The sequence below is a fragment of the Nitrospirota bacterium genome, assembly GCA_015233895.1.
Lineage (GTDB): Bacteria > Nitrospirota > Thermodesulfovibrionia > Thermodesulfovibrionales > Magnetobacteriaceae > Magnetomonas.
Map to the genome: position 1 here is coordinate 1 of JADFXG010000043.1, position 19,079 is coordinate 19,079.

16 protein-coding genes are annotated in these 19,079 nt (G+C 41.3%); 15 read left to right on the forward strand and 1 reads right to left on the reverse strand.

From position 1 onward, the window contains the following. From HQK88_16330 to HQK88_16340, 3 genes are all read left to right on the forward strand, one after another. Positions 1–404, forward strand: a 404-nt coding sequence (locus HQK88_16330) for a hypothetical protein (protein ID MBF0618368.1), incomplete at its 5' end; no start/stop codon positions are given. Then, positions 401–1,969, forward strand: a complete 1,569-nt coding sequence (locus tag HQK88_16335) for a HAMP domain-containing histidine kinase (protein ID MBF0618369.1) — start codon at positions 401–403, stop codon at positions 1,967–1,969. The genes HQK88_16330 and HQK88_16335, both read left to right, overlap by 4 nt. 59 nt (positions 1,970–2,028) lie before the next feature. Continuing rightward, entirely contained in the window at positions 2,029–4,092 is a 2,064-nt protein-coding gene (locus HQK88_16340; GenBank protein ID MBF0618370.1) for a TonB-dependent receptor, read from the forward strand. Positions 4,093–4,168: 76 nt separating this feature from the next. On the opposite strand, the gene mtnA is transcribed toward HQK88_16340, so the two are convergent. Next, a complete protein-coding gene (gene mtnA, locus HQK88_16345) occupies positions 4,169–5,239 on the reverse strand; it encodes an S-methyl-5-thioribose-1-phosphate isomerase (protein ID MBF0618371.1) in 1,071 nt (356 codons plus the stop codon). A gap of 363 nt (positions 5,240–5,602) precedes the next feature. On the opposite strand from mtnA, the gene HQK88_16350 reads away from it, so the two are divergent. The 12 genes from HQK88_16350 to HQK88_16405 all read left to right on the forward strand — a co-directional run bounded on the left by HQK88_16350 (position 5,603) and on the right by HQK88_16405 (position 19,019). Continuing rightward, positions 5,603–5,941 (forward strand): P-II family nitrogen regulator, encoded by a 339-nt coding sequence (locus HQK88_16350; protein ID MBF0618372.1) that lies wholly within the window; start codon positions 5,603–5,605, stop codon positions 5,939–5,941. Between the two features lie 70 nt (positions 5,942–6,011). Further along, a complete protein-coding gene (locus tag HQK88_16355) occupies positions 6,012–6,923 on the forward strand; it encodes a hypothetical protein (protein MBF0618373.1) in 912 nt (303 codons plus the stop codon). A 144-nt stretch (positions 6,924–7,067) separates the two neighbouring features. After that, on the forward strand, positions 7,068–8,648 hold the full coding sequence (locus HQK88_16360; GenBank protein ID MBF0618374.1) for an ammonium transporter: 1,581 nt from the start codon (positions 7,068–7,070) through the stop codon (positions 8,646–8,648). Between the two features lie 282 nt (positions 8,649–8,930). After that, positions 8,931–9,269: a P-II family nitrogen regulator gene (locus HQK88_16365; protein MBF0618375.1), complete on the forward strand. Its 339-nt coding sequence runs from the start codon at positions 8,931–8,933 to the stop codon at positions 9,267–9,269. A gap of 170 nt (positions 9,270–9,439) precedes the next feature. Beyond that, a complete protein-coding gene (locus tag HQK88_16370) occupies positions 9,440–10,747 on the forward strand; it encodes an ammonium transporter (GenBank protein MBF0618376.1) in 1,308 nt (435 codons plus the stop codon). 67 nt (positions 10,748–10,814) lie between these two features. Beyond that, a complete protein-coding gene (locus HQK88_16375; GenBank protein ID MBF0618377.1) occupies positions 10,815–12,341 on the forward strand; it encodes an alginate export family protein in 1,527 nt (508 codons plus the stop codon). A gap of 193 nt (positions 12,342–12,534) precedes the next feature. Further along, positions 12,535–14,907: a PAS domain S-box protein gene (locus HQK88_16380; protein MBF0618378.1), complete on the forward strand. Its 2,373-nt coding sequence runs from the start codon at positions 12,535–12,537 to the stop codon at positions 14,905–14,907. A 9-nt stretch (positions 14,908–14,916) separates the two neighbouring features. After that, on the forward strand, positions 14,917–17,337 hold the full coding sequence (locus HQK88_16385; protein MBF0618379.1) for a PAS domain S-box protein: 2,421 nt from the start codon (positions 14,917–14,919) through the stop codon (positions 17,335–17,337). Next, positions 17,334–17,732 (forward strand): response regulator, encoded by a 399-nt coding sequence (locus HQK88_16390; protein MBF0618380.1) that lies wholly within the window; start codon positions 17,334–17,336, stop codon positions 17,730–17,732. The genes HQK88_16385 and HQK88_16390 overlap by 4 nt, the downstream gene beginning before the upstream one ends. Before the next feature lie 93 nt (positions 17,733–17,825). Next, the gene (locus HQK88_16395) at positions 17,826–18,371 is read left to right on the forward strand and encodes an NADH peroxidase (GenBank protein MBF0618381.1); all 546 of its coding nucleotides are present in this window, start codon (positions 17,826–17,828) and stop codon (positions 18,369–18,371) included. Between the two features lie 57 nt (positions 18,372–18,428). Next, positions 18,429–18,584 carry a rubredoxin gene (locus HQK88_16400; GenBank protein ID MBF0618382.1) on the forward strand — a complete coding sequence of 52 codons (156 nt, stop codon included), beginning with the start codon at positions 18,429–18,431 and terminating at the stop codon, positions 18,582–18,584. Between the two features lie 6 nt (positions 18,585–18,590). Next, on the forward strand, positions 18,591–19,019 hold the full coding sequence (locus HQK88_16405) for a hemerythrin domain-containing protein (GenBank protein ID MBF0618383.1): 429 nt from the start codon (positions 18,591–18,593) through the stop codon (positions 19,017–19,019). Positions 19,020–19,079: the final 60 nt, after the last annotated feature.

Below are 19,079 nucleotides of genomic sequence, written 5' to 3' on the forward strand. Positions count from 1 at the left end.
CAAAAAAAATAAAAGCGGCGGATTCGGCGGCTCTCATCGCGGCACTCAACGCCGAAGCGTCAGAGATACAGGCGATTGTTCTTACGCCAAACAGTAAGTTTATGAGTTCTGCCACACTGGATGAAATTTATCTCTTTTCATTCAGAAACAAAAAACCCGTATTGGGTTTATCGGAAAAGAACGTTAAGGCCGGTTCTCTCTTAGCGGTAGTGTTTAATCTCTCATCGGTAGCCCTTAAGACGACCGAGCTGGTAAATAAAGTTCTCCAGCGAGGTAGCGCGGAGGGCATCGGCCAGATGCCTCCTTCTTCCTATGATATTTACATAAATCTCATCACCGCGGATAAAATGAACGTAAAAATACCACAAAGTTTGATAGACGCGGCAAAGAAGGCCATTAAATGAATCTTCCTAATATCTATAAGCTTATAGGTGAATCGTTCAGGTATAAAATTCTGACATTTACTATTGCGGTAATGGCTATAATTTCAGTCGTTTATACATATGAGTCGGTGAAGACGGAAAAAAACATAATGAGAGCGGAACTCATTGCAAGAGCCGAAGAGGTGATATCGCTGATGGCAAGAGCCAGTGAACTGGCCGTTCTTTCCGAAAACGGCGAATATTTAAGAAAATCTCTGAATTCCATAACGAGCATTAAAGATGTGACGGCGGCCGTTCTTTTTGACAAAAACTGGAGACCACTGATTCGTACAAAGGGACATATCCCGTTAAAATCAGGAAATATTTCAGTAAATCAGCCGGTTACATTTACGGATGAACCGGAAGCTATGAACTTCTATGCGCCGATATTTACAATAATTGTCCCGGAAGAAACATTACTTAACGACTCCGCCCCCATAACCCTCGTTAATACCAAGCAAAAACTCATCGGATGGGTAGCCATAACTTTTTCAAAACTGCCCATTATACAAGCTCAAAAACAAAACCTGTACCATAGAATTACGATGGCTATCGTCTTTACATCCATGGGAAGTGTTTTAATCTACATATTGATTACTCTTCTTACAAAACCGCTTAAACTGGTAACCGAGGCGGTTATTGATTTTCATAACGGCAGGTTTCAGGAGATTGGGGTAAACTCGATGGATGAAATTGGTACCCTGGCTAACGAGTTTAATCTTATGGCTACCGCTATTAAACTTCGCACCGAGGAACTCAATCAGATTAACGTAAGCCTTGAAAACCGTGTGCAGGAGGAAATCCGGAAGCGCCGCCAACAGGAACAATTAATAATCCAACAGTCTAAATTCATCGCCATGGGTGAAATGATCATTGCTATAGCGCATCATTGGCGGCAGCCGTTAAATGCAATAGGGGTGATGGTTCAGGAGATAAAAGACGCTTACAATTATAACGAATTATCTGAGGAGTTCTTTCGCACCATTACAAGAGACGTTATGGAACAGCTTAGGTTTATGTCAAGAACCATTGATAACTTCAGTAATTATTTTAAGCCGTCTACGGAAAAAACACAATTTGACGTCCTTGATTCCGTTCATGAGGCGGTATCGTTGCTCTCGGCGCAAATGATTGAAAACGGCATCGAACTATGCTTTGAACCCTCTATCGACGAAAATTTGCGCACTCTTGGATATAAAAACGAGTTTATTCAAGTTCTTCTTAATTTAATAATCAATGCCAGAGATGCCGTTATGGACGCCGTGGATAAAGGAGTTTTACAAAAAGGAGAAGGACAAATTTCGCTCTCTTGCTTAAAAAAGGAAAACACCATATTCATAAAAATAAAGGACAACGCCATGGGCATCAGGCAGGAACTTGAAAGTAAAATATTCGATCCGTTCTTCACTACAAAGGGTCTTTCGAAAGCAACCGGTTTAGGGTTATATATGTCCAAGACCATTATAGAACACAATATGGATGGAAAAATATATGCCGAAAACCTCCCTAAAGGTGCAGTGTTTACTATCGAACTGCAGAGTGTTTGATTTTAACTTTAAAATGCTATAATACTGTGTTTAAAATAATCTCTCAGAGGTAAATGTAAATGGGAAAGCATATATATGTACTGATATTGAGCGTGATATATTTTTTAAGTTTAAGTTATGTCTTGTATGCAGATGATGAGCCGTTTTTGGCCTCTACCAAAGAGGAACTTCTTATGTTTTATGAAGAGAAGGAACTGACAGCCGCTACCCGTTACGAAACGCCTCTGAAGCAGGCGCCCGTATCCGCGATTATTATCACGGCCCGGGAGATAAAAGACATGGGTGCAAGGAATATCGTAGACGTACTTAAGACGGTGCCGGAAATTGGAGGTACGTTTACAGTAAATGGCATCCTTATGTTTGAGATGAGGGGGATAAGCACATATAAGTCTGAAAAAATTCTTTTTATGATAGACGGCCATGTTTTACATAAGCCTTTTCAGGGACAGGACCTGCCACAAGTTTATTACTCGATAGCAACAGAAAAAATAAAGCAAATAGAAATAATTAAAGGTCCCGCGTCGGCTCTTTATGGAGCGGATGCTTTCTTAGGCGTAATAAACGTCGTGACAAAAGACCCTGCGGATATCGACGGTTTACAAATGACCGTGACGGGGGGAAATTTTCAGACTGCGGGCGGCGATATACTTTACGGTAAGAAATTTAAAGACTTTTCGCTTGTAATCAATTACGATTACTTTACGACTGAAGGTTATAAAGCCACAATCGAAAAAGATATCCTTTCGAGGACACCTTATTCCGAGGCGCCCGGCCAAACCGATTTGTCAAGACAAAGACACGATGGTTTTGTGGAGCTGTCTTATAAAGATCTGACGTATCGAGGACAGGTCATAGACATTAAACCGGGCCAATATATTGGATTGAACTACGCCCTTACACACAATAACGATGTACTTTTTTTAGATTTCTGGAACGATTTAAAATACAAACATGATTTCTCGGACACTCTCACCGCCTCGGCAAGAATATATTTCGACCGATGGGCGCAGGACGCCAGAGTGGAGATTTTCCCTGCGGGCATAAATAGAAGTTTTCCCGAAGGGATGTTGGGAAGACCGATGGTTAAAAACAGTGTTTACGGCGTAGAGCTTCAAGGCGACGCAAAACTATCGGCAAACAACAGGCTCATATTCGGTACACAGTACGAACATGAAAAGCAATATGATGTCGTTTCTTATGGTAACTATAATCCGGTTACGGGACAGTATATCGGTCCTGTACAGGATTTCGCTTCGTCTGGAAACTTCATTGAAGAGGCCGACAGAAGTATTTATTCACTATATGCGCAGGATGAATGGAGTCCGGTTTCAAGCTTACACTTACACGCGGGGGGCCGTTTCGATAAATTCAACGATTTCGGTTCTACCTTTAATCCAAGAGGCGCCGCTGTATGGGAGTTTGTACCTGATGCCGACCTGAAGGTCATGTACGGAACGGCATTCCGCGCTCCCAATTACGTTGAAATGTATACCAAGAATAATCCTACAAGTAAGGGTAACCCGGATTTATCGCCCGAAAAAGCGAAAACTTTTGAGACATCGCTTGCATATAGATTTACGAAAAACCTCAGGGGGAGTGTCGGGTTTTTCAAAAGCTGGATAACCGATCTTATCCAGGGAGACACAACTACACCGCAACCGATTATTTACAGAAACATAGGCAGCGTAGACGTTGACGGAATAGAAGCCGAATTTAAAGGTAATTACGGAGCATCGAATTATTGGAAAATTTCGTATACCTTTCAACGTCCTATGGACGAAGGGGCACACCGGCGGCTGTCTTATGTGCCGGCTCAGCGTGCGGTATTGTCAATTAACCACGAATTTGGCCGGTATATAGACGTTTACTCCGATATTCAATGGGTTGACAGGCGGTCAAGGGATATTGGCGATACAAGGCCGGATTTACCTCAATATACGGTTGTAAACATTGCGGCGACGCTTAAAAATATAGTAAAGAATTTTGAACTGAGGGGGGCGATTCATAACTTGTTTGACACAAAATACGCTTATCCGGACACTTCCGGCCACCTTCAATCAGTCTACTATGACTTTCCGGCGGATGGAATTGCAGCTACTCTTTGGGTGTCTTATAAGTTTTGACACTTTTCGGATTCAGTAGAAAGTTATATTGCCCGATATATGCTTACTCAAAACAAATGACCAACTTTTAAAAATATCAGACAGGTTTCTTTATCCTTATTTTTTCATAATCAAAATCCGGATCCGCAAGATGATGTAAATCCCCGGGTCTAAATGCTCCCTTTTCCGTTATTATAGCAGTTATATACCTTGCAGGTGTTACATCAAAAGCAATATTTCTGACTTTAACACCCTGTGGAGCTATTTTACACTTACCGAACACATTTGTCACCTCATCGGCGGCTCTTTCCTCTATTGGAATACTATCCCCATCGGCAAGCGTAAAATCTATACTGCTTAATGGCGCTGCCACATAAAAAGGAATATTGTTTTCCTTAGCCAGCACGGCTACCGAATACGTTCCGATTTTATTAGCCACATCCCCGTTTCTGACTGTTCTGTCAGTTCCAACGATACATAAGTCCACATCGCCTTTTTTCATAATGGCTCCTGCCGTGTTGTCGGTTATCAGGGTTACGTCAATACTATCCTGCATAAGTTCCCATGCAGTAAGCCTTGCACCCTGAAGGACTGGTCTGGTCTCATCAGCTATTACGGAGATGCGTTTTCCCTGCTCTTTAGCTGTACGCATAGGGGCGGTTGCAGTGCCATATCCTCCGGTAGCAAGAGAACCGGCATTACAGTGAGTAAGAATCCGGCTGCCGTTTTTTATAAATTCTGCTCCCCATCTGCCTATTGCCTTATTAATCTCTATGTCTTCTTTTAATACCGATATGCTGTCATTGACCAAAAGCTCTTTTACCTCCTGAACCGCAAGAGGTTGATTTTCACTCAGTAGCTTTGTTGCTCTTTCAACAGCCCAGCGGATATTTACCGCTGTTGGACGGCTATCCAACAGGTCTTTAAACACAGGAGCAAGTTTCCCGGTCAGCTCGGCAACCGACATGGCTTCAATTGTGCTTGCTGCAAGAGCAACACCCATGGATGCCGCTATCCCTATAGCGGGAGCCCCCCGGATGGACAGATTTTTAATACAATCCACAACCAGCTTGTAGTTGTCACATTTAATATAAGTCACCACATCTGGCAGCACCCGCTGGTCAAGTATTTCTACACGCCCGGCCTCCCACCTTATAGTTTCTACCATTTAAATATATCTCCTTAAGTTTTTATGCAAAATACTGACACCTATTTTATACTATCATAGCAATTAACATAAAGATGGTTAGCAAAATTATAACAAATTTGTTATGACTTGTGAAATTACATAAAATATCACAAAATTGGTGACGAAAAGATTTCTAGATCATAATTGTGATACAATTCCTCCCTCACTCTACATTATTAACGCACTTCACTGACACTACAAAATTGTAGCATGCTACGATTTTGTAGTGTCATGTTGAAATAATGTTCCCAAATATCCTTTAAATTCAAGCACATATACTTGGCACGATTTATGATAATAATTTAGCCAGATGGAAATAAAACAAGGAGGTGGGTTAAGTATATGAAAAAAATCGAGGCAATAATCAAACCGTTTAAGCTTGACGAGGTCAAAGACGCCCTTAACGCAGTAGGAGTACAGGGGCTTACCATGACTGAGGTCAAGGGCTATGGACGGCAGAAGGGCCACACGGAGGTTTACCGGGGAGCAGAATATGTAGTGGATTTTATACCTAAAGTCAAAATCGAGGTAGTAATTGATGACTCAATGCTTGCAAAGGTGGTCGAAACGATAGAAAAAACGGCCAAAACCGGCAAAATAGGAGACGGTAAGATTTTTATCTATAGTGTCGAGGACGTTTTAAGAATAAGAACTGGTGAAAGAGGACATGACGCCCTGTAAGAAAACATAATTTAATTGAGATACTATTTAAGTATTAGCTAAAAAAAAACTTTTATGGAAGGAGAGTAAGATGAAAAAGCTTTATATTGTAATGTTTGTATTATTATTCGTACTATGCAGCATCACTGTATATGCAGAAGAGCCAAAGGATACTGCTCCAGCAGCCAAAGAGGAGGCCGCAGCCTCAATTCCTCCCGAAGGTACTGCAGGACCCGATAACGCAACAACTACCCTTATATTAAGCGGATTTAACAGGTATGTATTCAGAGGATATGAGATAGGCTCAAACAGTGTTGTTTTACAGCCGTCTATAGCGGTTGCTTATAAGGGTTTTTCGGTTAAAATGTGGGGCAATTTAGACACAAACGAAACTGCCACTCAGAGTTTTGTTCCAAATAACCCCGGCAATAAAAGTTATAACGAAACGGATATAACCCTTAGCTACACACGCACATGGGGTATATTCAGTTTGACAGGCGGCTATACTTACTATGGAGTTCAATATGCAAAACAGACACAGGAACTATTTGTCGCAGGGGCATTTGACGTAATTACAAAACCTGTGCTTTCAATTTACAGGGATATTGACGGCTACCCCGGTACGTATTTTAATCTGGCTTTAAGCCACTCGATACCGATTCCGGGCGCAAAAGAGGGAACAACGATTGACCTTGGCGCGAGCTTTGGTTATATGGCTGGCAGTTCCGACTACTGGAGCACCTATGAGACATATTCAAATGCAGCAAACCGGATAATAGGCGGCGGCTACACCGGCAGTAAATACAGTGCCTTTCACGACGGCATGTTAATGACCGGCGTAACGATACCAATAACAAAGAGCATGTCCGCACAGCCTGTGGTTATGTACACATTTCCCCTCTCAAGCCAGGCCGACAGAAGAGTTAACGGTGTATCGTATAACCCAAATGGCGCCATTGACCCCACAGTCACTTATGGCCTTAATTTAACGTATAACTTCTAACAAGACAGAAAAAGCGAACTCGGACAGAGACATAATCAAAAGGAGAACGGAATGATGAAAAGATATACTAAGCTGGTTGTTTTAATAGTGTTTTTGTTAGTAGTAATAAACGCATACGCTGAGGAGCAGCCGGTCCCCTCTAATATGCCTGCTGCAACGGCAACGGTTGAGCAAGGTGTGGCACCTCCTGTAGCACCTCCAGCGGCAGTGGCCTCGCCTGCCCCGGCGCCGCCCTCAAAACCTGACCCCTCCGGTACAAACACCGGAGGAGCCTCTGACGTTGTTGGTGCAAGCGCAGGAGCTCCAACGGCTGACGACATGAAAAATTTAGGTACAAAAGAGCCCCTGGCTGCTAAACTTGCCGACGTAATCGGACACAACAGGGTTGCGCTGAATTTTATGTGGACTCTGGTTTGCGGATTTTTGGTGTTTTTCATGCAGGCAGGTTTTGCCCTTGTTGAGACCGGGTTTACAAGAGCTAAAAACGCCGGACACACGATGGCTATGAATCTGATGGTCTTCGTATTTGGAGTAATAGGCTACTGGATTATGGGCTTTGCACTTCAGATGGGAGGCGTTGGAGCTTTATCAACTCTGGGCGGCACAGGACTATTGGACAGCGAGTTTGTAATCAAGCTTTTTGGTAAGGAATTCGGAATTTTTGGTATGAAAGCATTCTTTCTTTCAGGGCAGAGCTATGATACCGCCATATTCACCCTTTTCCTCTTTCAAGTGGTTTTTATGGATACCACTGCTACCATACCAACAGGGGCAATGGCAGAGAGATGGACGTTTAAATCATTTGTAGTTTATTCGTTCTTCATTTCGATGATAGTTTATCCTTTTTATGCAAACTGGGTATGGGGCGGCGGATGGCTTTCTCAGCTTGGGAAAAATTTCAACCTGGGCCATGGCGTAGTGGATTTCGCAGGGTCCTCAGTAGTTCATATGACAGGTGGTGTTGCAGCTTTAGCAGGGGCAATCGTTCTTGGCCCAAGGCTTGGTAAATATAAGGCAGACGGAACACCTAATGCTATTCCGGGACATCATATACCGATGGCAGTGCTTGGCTGTATTATTCTTACGTTTGGCTGGTTTGGGTTTAATCCTGGTTCGACTCTTGCCGGCGGAGACCTGAGGATATCCGTCATAGCTGTAAATACAATGCTTGCGTCGGTAGCAGGCTCCTTCTCCGCTATGATCTACATGTGGATGTTCTATAAAAAACCCGACATATCTATGTCAGCCAACGGCCTCCTGGCAGGGCTCGTTGCAATTACCGCTCCATGTGCCTTCGTAACCGCTCCGGCAGCTATATTGATAGGGTTTATTGCAGGCCTTCTGTGCTGCATGAGTGTGTTCTTTGTTGAGGGAACGCTAAAAGTTGACGATCCCGTGGGTGCAGTATCCGTGCACGGGGTTAACGGTGCGTGGGGTCTTATAGCGCTCGGTCTCTTTGCGGATGGCACATATGGCGATGGGTTAAATAACGTCACCGGCACAGTAAAGGGATTATTCTACGGCGATGCTTCGCAGTTGATAGCCGAAATCATAGGCATATGTACTAACATAGTTTTTGTATTCGTTACTATGTATGTATTCTTTAAGATACTCGATAAGATAATACCTCTCAGGGTATCTGCGGAGGTTGAACTAGAGGGACTCGATCAAAGCGAGGTAGCAGTATCCGCGTATCCTGATTTCAGCATACATAAAAACAGATAAAAAGATGAATAGCTCCTGGAGGCTTTCATAAATATTAGAGTCTTTTAGTAAGCCCCGCCATCGCATGGCGGGGCTTACCAGACTACTAAAAGTGTTATACCGGATTAGCGTTACCAGAGTCTTCTGCAAAACTGACACTACAAAATTGTAGCTTACTACAAAATTGTAGCATAAATCTGAAATGTCTTCCTAAAATATCCTTATAATTCAATCATATACATTTGGCATGGTTTATGATTACACATAGTCAATTAAATCAAACAAGGAGGTGGGTTGAAGGATATGAAAAAAATCGAGGCAATAATCAAACCGTTTAAACTTGATGAGGTCAAAGACGCCCTCAACACAGCAGGAGTGCACGGACTTACAATGACGGAGGTTAAGGGATTTGGACGGCAAAAGGGACATACAGAGGTGTATCGTGGTACAGAGTATGTGATTGATTTTATACCAAAGGTTAAGATTGAGGTAGTAGTAGATGACACAATGGTTTCAAAAGTGCTGGAGGTAATAGAGAAGACAGCCAAAACCGGAAAAATCGGTGATGGTAAGATTTTTATCTATACTGTTGAAGATGCAATCAGGATTAGGACAGGGGAAAGAGGAACAATTGCACTATAATGCCAAGCCGCATTCAATCGCCTAACTTTGTTGGCATGCGTCAAAAGCTCCTCAACGTACTAAAAGTACGCCTGCGTCGCTTTCTCCTTGCCGCCTTGTTATGCTTCTGACTGCAACTCGGCATAGTTTCATGAGAAACTTAAAAACACAATAAGAAACTGGAGGGGTAGATGTTAAAAATGTTGTTAACTGTAGGATGTGTACTTGGAGGGGCTGCACTGAGTTTTGCTGCTGATGCACCGCCGCCAAAAGTGGTAAACTCCGGAGATACCGCATGGATGCTGGTATCCACTGCGCTTGTTATGTTGATGACCCCAGGATTGGGGCTTTTTTATGGCGGTATGGTTAGAAGAAAAAACGTTCTTGGCACTATTATGCATAGTTTTATAATTCTTTGTATGGTAAGTGTGATATGGGTTTTATGGGGCTACACGCTTGCTTTTGGACCTGATAAGGGTGGATTAATAGGCGGCCTGGAGTGGTTTGGTTTAAAAGGAGTCGGGCAGGAGCCCTCCGATTATGCCACAACGATACCGCATTTGGTGTTTATGATGTTTCAGGGAATGTTTGCAATAATCACACCGGCACTTATAACTGGAGCGTTTGCAGAAAGAATGAAATTTTCTGCGCTTTTAGTGTTTTCAGCGTTGTGGCTAACCTTTGTCTATGCGCCGCTTTGTCATTGGGTATGGGGTGGAGGATGGATAGGGGGAGCGTTAGGCGCTCTTGATTTTGCAGGGGGTACGGTTGTGCACATAAACTCTGCAGTGGCTGCCCTTGCCGCCATCATGTTTATAGGTAAACGTAAGGGGTACGGGAAAGTTGCTATGCCTCCACATAATGTAACTATGACAATTATTGGAGGAGCCCTTCTGTGGTTTGGATGGTTTGGGTTTAACGCGGGGAGCGCCCTTACCTCCGGCGGTCTTGCATCTATTGCGTTTGTTACCACAAATACTGCTACAGGAGCTGCCGCTATGGCATGGATGTTAGTAGAGTGGTATCATAGAGGAAAACCAACAGCTCTTGGCGTAGTTAGTGGTGCTGTAGCTGGTCTTGTTGCCATAACACCTGCAGCTGGATATGTAGGGCCTTTGGCTTCTATTATAATTGGCGGTGTAGCTGGAGTAATTTGCTACACAGCGGTAAGTCTCAGACCAAAGCACGGACTTGATGACTCCCTCGACGTACTTGGCATTCACGGAGTGGGCGGAACCTGGGGAGCACTGGCAACCGGAGTATTTGCCTCAACTGTGATTAACCCGGCAGGTAAAAACGGACTGTTGCACGGCAATCCAGGACAACTTCTTAAACAGTTAATAGCAGTGGTGGCAAGCTATGTGTTTGTGTTTGTAGCATCGGCTATAATTCTTAAAATAGTTGATTTAATCATAGGGCTGAGGCTTTCTGAGGAGGATGAATCCATCGGACTTGATCTGGCCGTACACGGAGAGAGCGGATACGATTTTGAACATTAAAAAAAACTTGTAATAACACGCTGTGTCTGATATAATGGGCAATAAAAAAAAGGAGAAAGTAGAAAAGATGAAAAGATTATTTTTATCAGCTTTAACAGCACTGATTCTATGTACACCAGTGTATCTTTCTGCGGCAGATGAAACTCCATCAGACACAGCGGTTGTCACAAAGGGAGAAACTCAGATAACAATCAGCGGAGAGCTTCGCTTCAGGGGTATGTATGAGCATAATGTTACCGACACGATAAATGACGGCACAGCAAACACAACCAGGTTAAACATTGTTGGATATAGCACCCCTGCTGTCTATAACGTGACAAATAACGGCGGCACAAATTACATTGGCAGAGCAACAAATGGCTCATACGTTTTGGGCAGCCGTGTAATCAGCTCAGGGGATGACCATGCGTCATGGTATGACACACGTGTGCGCATAGGGCTTGAGGCTAAGGTTTCGGATGCAATTACAGCCATGGTAGAGCTTGAATCAAATATGGGAAACAACATTACAGACGTCTATACGTGGGGCAGCGCATCAGGAGCTACGGGAAGTTACCAGGCTGGTAACGCAAAGCGCGGTGATATGAGGCTCCGGCAGGCATGGATTCAATACACGGGCAAGTCTTTTGGCGTAAAGGTTGGACATCAACCCCTTGTACTTGGTAATGGTATATTTCTTGACCACTCAACAGATGGCGACGACGTTATTTTCTTGTCTGCAAAGCCTATGAAAAACTTTACAATAGCAGCGCTTACGGCAAAACTCAAAGAGGGCAATGTTAACTCGCCAGATGACACAGATTTATACTCTCTGTTGGGTATATACACGTCAGAAAACTTCAATATAAGCGGCGACGTATCCTTTTTAAACGACCAATCGTTTAATGACACCACTTCCAAGACACACCTGTTTAATTTTGGACTCAGGGCTGATTACACATTGAGCGCCCTTACACTCAGAGGGGATGTGGAGGTTCAGGCTGGCACCATAGACTGGAATGTGGGTAACAGTGGCAGGTTTAAAGGATGGGCTCTTTTAACCGGTGTGGATTACAAAGTTGGCCCGGCCAAATTGACACTGGAGTATGGGTATGGAAGCGGACAGGCTAAAGACGACCCTAACAGGTCAGACATAAAATCATTTGCAAATTCTCAAAACACTGAAGAGCCAGGCTATGCCTATGTCTATGACTATCATGTAGCTAATGCCTGCACCGGCCTAAATGGGGTTACAAGCGGTTCAAACCTCTGTAACACGATGTATATAAAAGGCGGAGTTAGCGTAGAGCTGACAAAAAGCCTCACAGGCGAACTCTATGGACTGTGGCTGAGAGCTCCACAGGATACATACATGTATGACGGGCAGCCTTCTAAAAACATAGGATGGGAAATAGATGCTAAGGTAGCGTACAAGATAGCTAAAAACCTGACGTATTGGATAGAGGGCGGTTATCTGTTTACCGGCAGCATTTATGACAGGGTAAAGACAGAAACCTTCACCTACACAAATCCATCAATAACACCTGTTGCAACATACGAATATACCCGTGACAATGCCTATGCACTAAGACACGGTATATTGTTGACGTTTTAATTTGATAATAAGGGAGGGCAACACCCTCCCTTATACCCTCTCCGCTGATAAAGCGCCCGTGTAATATACGTTTGTGTGGTAAACGCTGATAATTGCAAAACAAAGAGACTCATAATTGCTTAAAATCTTTAACCTCTCTTAATATGATATAATCAAATTGTAAAGAGGGAATATTTGTCAGAAAGGGGAATTTATGAGGGATGAGGACAAGACAAAAGAGCAACTTATAATGGAATTAGAAGACTTGCGAATGAGGCTAACCCGCTATGAAGAATCTCAGAGAATCGCACATATAGGTAATTGGGAATTTGATATCGAACATGACAACATATACTGGTCTGACGAGATGTTCAACATATATGGCATAGATAAACAGAGTAACATTTCATACGCTCAACTAATGGACAGAATATATCCTGACGACCGTGATTATCACAACAAAATCACTGCATCTTGGATTGAAAATAGAAGGGGTGCGCCATTTGAATATCGCATAATAAGACGAAATGGAGAGATACGTTATATTTATGTTTCCGGGGATGTACAATGTAATGAGGCAGGAAAACCTATTAAGCTGTTTGGAGTCGTTATAGATATAACACAACTCAAGCATATGGAACAAAAACTAACTGGAGTTACACAACGTCTTGAGTTAGCAACCCGCTCTGCTAACCTTGGTATATGGGACTGGGACGTTACCAATAACATAATGACCTGGGATGACCAGATGCTTACACTCTACGGTCTTACGTGGGAAACGTTTCCGGGAGGTGTAGAGGCATGGCAAAATGGCCTGCATCCTGATGACCGTGAAACGATCGTCGAGGAGTGCAATGCGGCTTTAAGGGGCGAAAAAGAGTGGGATACTGAATTCAGAGTACTGCACCCAAACGGGACTGTAAAACATATAAAAGCCAACGGAATGGTAATCCGGGACCATGAGGGTACCCCTGTCCGTATGCTTGGAACAAACTATGATATTACCGAGCGCAAACTTAAAGAGAAAAGGGAACAATACCGCAGCTATACCATGCTGTCCACCCTTATAGACAATGTGCCGGATCTCGCCTGGATAAAGGACAGGGAAGGCAGGTTTATTATAGTCAATAAGGCAGTCAGCCAGGCTGCGAATGTGCCTGTAGATAAAATGGCCGGGAAAACTGATTTAGACGTCTGGCCCAGGGAGCTTGCAGAAAAATATCGCTCGGACGATCAAGCCATTATGGCGGCAGGTATGAGAAAACACATAGAAGAGTCATTTGTGGATGCAGAAGGACGATTGCATTTTATCGAAACCATCAAGACACCTATGAAGGATGAGAATGGCTTGATAATAGGCACGGTAGGTATCGCCCACAATATCACCGAACGTAAACGCATGGAAAAGGAACTCCGCACCGAGATAAATGCTCGTTGTATGGCTGAGAAGAGGATGAGTCTGTTATTAGAAGCAACCTTTGAAGGTGTATCAATTGCCGAAAATGGACGAATTATAGATTGCAATAAACGCCTTGCCGAAATGTACGGTTACGATCCAGGAGAGATACTTGGCATGTTAGTGCTTGACACTGTGACTCCGCAATACCGTGAGATAATCATGAAGAATGTTTCAGAGGGATATGATAAACCATACGAGTTGGATTGCCTGAAAAAGGACGGTACTGTAATAAATGTTGAAGTATGCGGCAAGTCATTGGAACATGAAGGCCGCAAAATTAGAATGGCAGCAATACGAGACATCACGCAACGTAAGAGAATGGAGAAAGAACTAAAAACATTAAATGAACATCTCATGGCCCAGGTAGCAACAGGAATTGAAAAAATCAGAACCCATGAGCAAATGTTAATTCAACAATCCAAGATGGCAGCCATGGGTGAAATGATAGGGCTGATAGCCCACCAGTGGAAACAACCTATAAATGCTGTAGGATTATCTATCCAGGATTTAAGAGATGCCTATACCTACGGTGAAGTTGATGATAAATATATAGATAATTTAATTGGTTCCACGATGCAGCAGATATCGTTTATGGCAAAAACTATAGATGACTTCAGAAACTTCTTTATGCCATCAAAAAATAAAGTCACTTTCAATGTAAAAACTACTATAGAAGAACTACTATTAATGTTCACACATATTTTTATCAGAAGTAAGATAGGTATTTCCATGAAAGCTGAACAAGATGCAATACTGGTTACTGATGGTTACCCTAATGAATTCAAGCAGGTGGTTTTAAATATTCTAAATAACTCAAAGGATGCTATACTCTCAAGAAAGCAAAATGTTCCTGAAATACAAGGCAATATAGAAATTAATATCAGTAATGATGAAGACAAATCTAAAATTATAGTTTCAATAAAAGACAACGGTGGTGGGATACCAGAAGATATAATCGAAAAAATCTTTGAACCTTATTTTACAACTAAAGAAAATGAAGGAACTGGCGTAGGGCTTTACATGTCAAAAACGATAATAGAGACGAATATGGGTGGTAAGTTATCTGTTCGGAATGTGGATGATTGTGCGGAATTTTTGATAACTCTCAATGCAACAATAGTATTGTAGAAAAAATACATGGAAACAGACACTTTAAAAAGAGCATTACAAGCTCTTATACACTGTACCAGAGTGGTTCGTGATAATAACGACGAAAAGTTGTTGTTAACAGAAGTCTGCAGAGTAATCGTACAAGATGTAGGTTATAGGTTAGCATGGATTGGGTATAAAGAGGAGAATAAGGAAAAACACGTTTTTCCTGTCGGACATTACGGCTTCAATGATGGTTATATTGAAAATGCTAATATCTTGTGGAGTAATACAGAAAGAGGCTCAGGACCGACAGGAACATCCATCCGTGCATTAAAACCCGTAATTTGTCATAATATGATTACAGATGAGAAATTCAAACCGTGGAGAGAAGAAGCTATAAAGCGCGGATTTGCATCTTCTATTGCCTTACCCATAATTATAAACAATAATGTGATAGGTGCTTTAACTATTTATGCAACAGAACCAAATGCATTTAACAAAGAGGAGGTAACCTTATTACAGGAGTTAACAGAAAATTTATCGTTTGGAATTTCACACATCCGCCAGAATAAAATCAACAGGGAAATAACTGAAAGGCTTAATGAGAGCGAGGAGAGATACAGAAATATCTTTAATGAAACAAGCCTTGCTATTCTGATAATCAAACCCGATACGTTGGAAATAGTAGATGTCAACGAAAAGGCATGTTTTTTTTATGGTTATTCAAAAGAGGAGTTTTTAAAAAAGCGGTTAACTGATATACAGACACTTCCTGGAGAGCAACTAAAAGTAATTGCTTCAAAAGTTGTCACTAAAAAACAAGATTTTCTCATAACCCGCCATCGCACATCCTCTGGGGAAATTAAGGACGTAGAGGTATACACCGGACCCATTAAGATTAAAGGCAATGATTATATATGCTCAACAATTCACGACATCACACAGCGTAAGAGAATGGAGGAGGAGATAAAACTTTCAAATGAAAATATGATTAATGGGTATGCTTATTGTGAGATGATTTATGATGAAAATAATAATCCTGTAGATTTCATATATTTAGCAATTAATAAGTCATTTGAAAAACTAACCGGTTTAAAAAGAGACGATGTCATTAACAGAAAAGTAAGTGAAGTAATCCCAGGGATAAAAGAATCTAATTCTGAATTAATAGAGATATATGGTAACATTGCTTCAGGTGGGAGTGCAGAACAGTTTGAAGTATTTTTTAAACCACTGCATATATGGCTGAATATCAGTGCTTATAGTCCTAAAAAAGGATATTTCGTTACAATATTTGAAAATACCACAGAACGTAAAGCAGTGGAAATGGCATTACGGGACAGTGAGGAAAAATACAGACTGCTTTTTACCCATGAAAATGATGCTATATTTCTCTGCGATATAAAAACGCTGGAGTTTATAGATGCAAATGACGCCTGGTATAAATTGTATGGATACTGTATAGATGAAATGAAAGGCAAAAGCGCAATTATAATATCAGCAGAACCTGACAAGACAATTGAAACTGTAAATGCTGTCATAATTACAGGAAGTACCAGAGTGCCACAGAGATACCATAAGCGGAAGGATGGTACAGTATTTTCTGTAGAACTAAGCATGGGTGTTTTTGTTTACAGAGGGCGCAAGGTGTTGTGTGTAATATCACGAGATATAACTGAACAAATACGTTTGGAGGAGGAGTTAAGATATATCGCGGAAACACTTGAGCATAGGGTAACAGAAGAGATTGAAAAAAACAGATTAAAAGATCAACTAATGTATGAACAGTCCCGTCATATGGCTATGGGTGAGTTGCTGGTAAATATCGCCCATCAATGGCGACAACCACTTGCTTCAATAGGAGTTTTAGTGCAGGATATAAAAGATGCGTACTTGTTTAATGAATTGAATGCTGAATATCTGGACAGAGATGTAACAAATATTATGTCAGAACTTGTAGGATTATCAGACACGATTGATAGTTTCAAAAACTTCTATCTGAGCAATCTGCAAAAAGAAGAATTAAGAATTAAAAATGTTATAAATAGTGCATTAGAAGTTTCAAGCGGATATTTTGAATTGAAGGATATTTTGATAGAGAAGGAACTGGATGAAGAGTTGACTATAAATGCGGTCCCAAGCGAATTCACCCAAATCGTACTGAATATATTGTCAAATATCAGGGATGTTTTTGAACAAAGACAAATCACCAACCGTATAGTTAAAATAAACGCATATAAAGAACCTGACACCAATAAAACAATAATCACCATTGCTGACAATGGTGGTGGAGTGCGTGCTGATATTATCGATAGAATATTTGAGCCATATTTTACGACCAAAGATAAAACAAGAGGCACCGGACTTGGTTTATACATTACAAAACTGATAGTGGAGAAAAGTATGAAAGGTACCATCACGGTGAGAAATGTTGACGGCTGGTGTGAGTTGAGGATAGAGATATGATGCCAAATAATGAATTACTGAAGACGTTAACGGTGCTTTATGTAGAAGACGACTTACTGCTTAAAGAAACCCTTGGGCGTGTTCTGAAAAGAAGATTTGCTACAGTCTATGAAGCTAAAGATGGTAACGAAGGGTTTGAAATCTACAAGGCACATAAGGATGACATAGATATAGTAATAACAGATGTGGAAATGACAGGAATGAGCGGGTTGGCATTGATTGATAAGATATTGGAAATAAATGAGTTTCAACAGATAATTATTACTACTGGTTACAACGATAAACATCATATGAGTGACAAAGTTTGCCAGAATATTAAAAAACCGATACACATAGATCAATTACTCGAAAGTATTTTGTTCTGTGTGGGAAAGACTGGCGGAAATTCCAATTAATTTGACACAACAAATAGTGGATATATTGGAATCAATATAATATAATAAGCACAATGGCTGTTTGTTATCAAACTTAGTAAAGGAGATAAGAATATGAAAAAATATGTCTGTACCGTATGCGGTTATATTCATCAGGGAGATACCCCTCCCGATAAGTGTCCACATTGTGGGGCCTCATCCGATAAATTTATAGAAAAAAGCACTGAGGGGCTAATTTGGGCAGATGAGCACCGAATTGGAGTGGCAAAGGGGGTTGATAAGGAGGTACTGGATGGATTAAGGGCTAACTTTATGGGTGAGTGTACAGAGGTAGGGATGTATCTGGCAATGAGCAGGCAGGCAGATAGAGAAGGATACCCGGAAATAGCCGAGGCATACAAGAGGATTGCCCTTGAAGAGGCGGAACATGCAGCTAAATTTGCCGAACTTCTTGGCGAAGTCCTTGTATCAAGTACTAAAGAGAACCTTAAAGCAAGGGTAGATGCGGAAAATGGGGCATGTATGGGTAAAAAAGAACTCGCTACCAAAGCAAAACAACTAAATCTCGATGCGATACATGATACTGTGCATGAAATGTGCAAAGATGAAGCTAGGCATGGACAGGTATTTGAAGGTCTTTTAAAAAGATATCTGGGATAGTTTGTTCATTGCTATTTTGCATTAAAATAATATATTTTGAAAGTATAGGAGTGTTATATGGATAAGTATGAATGTCCGTGTGGCTATGTTTATTCTCCAGAAGAGGGAGACTATCACAACGGAGTTAACCCCGGTACTCCTTTTGCCGATATCCCTGATACGTGGGTATGTCCGCAATGTGGAGCCAGTAAAGAGTATTTTGTAAAATTATAGTGTATTATGAATATAGAGTGGACAGATGATTTAATAATTGGTGTTGATATTATTGACAGTCAACATAAAGAATTCTTTAGACGTACAAATTTACTATTTCAGTCTATAGAAACTAACGATTTAAAAGAGATAGCCAAAACATTTTTATTTGTCAAGGAGTATGTCGATACTCACTTTCAAACCGAAGAGGATTTTATTAAGAACAATATTAACTATGAATATGGTATTACAAATTATACAGAACATAAAAATGAACATGATGCATTTATAAGAGATTTTGCAGAGTTTGAAAGAATAAGGATAGGCGATAAAAATGAGATGTTTACAATAGCAAAAGAGTTTCAGCCCTGGATGCAGAACTGGTGGTTCCAGCATATTAATGTTATAGATAGAAAAATGGCCATTATCTATAAGAAATCTATGAAAAAGAAATAAGTTTTAGAAGGGAAGTTTCGCTGGAAAAAGCCCCTTTGGTTTTTAGTGACTTTCCGAATT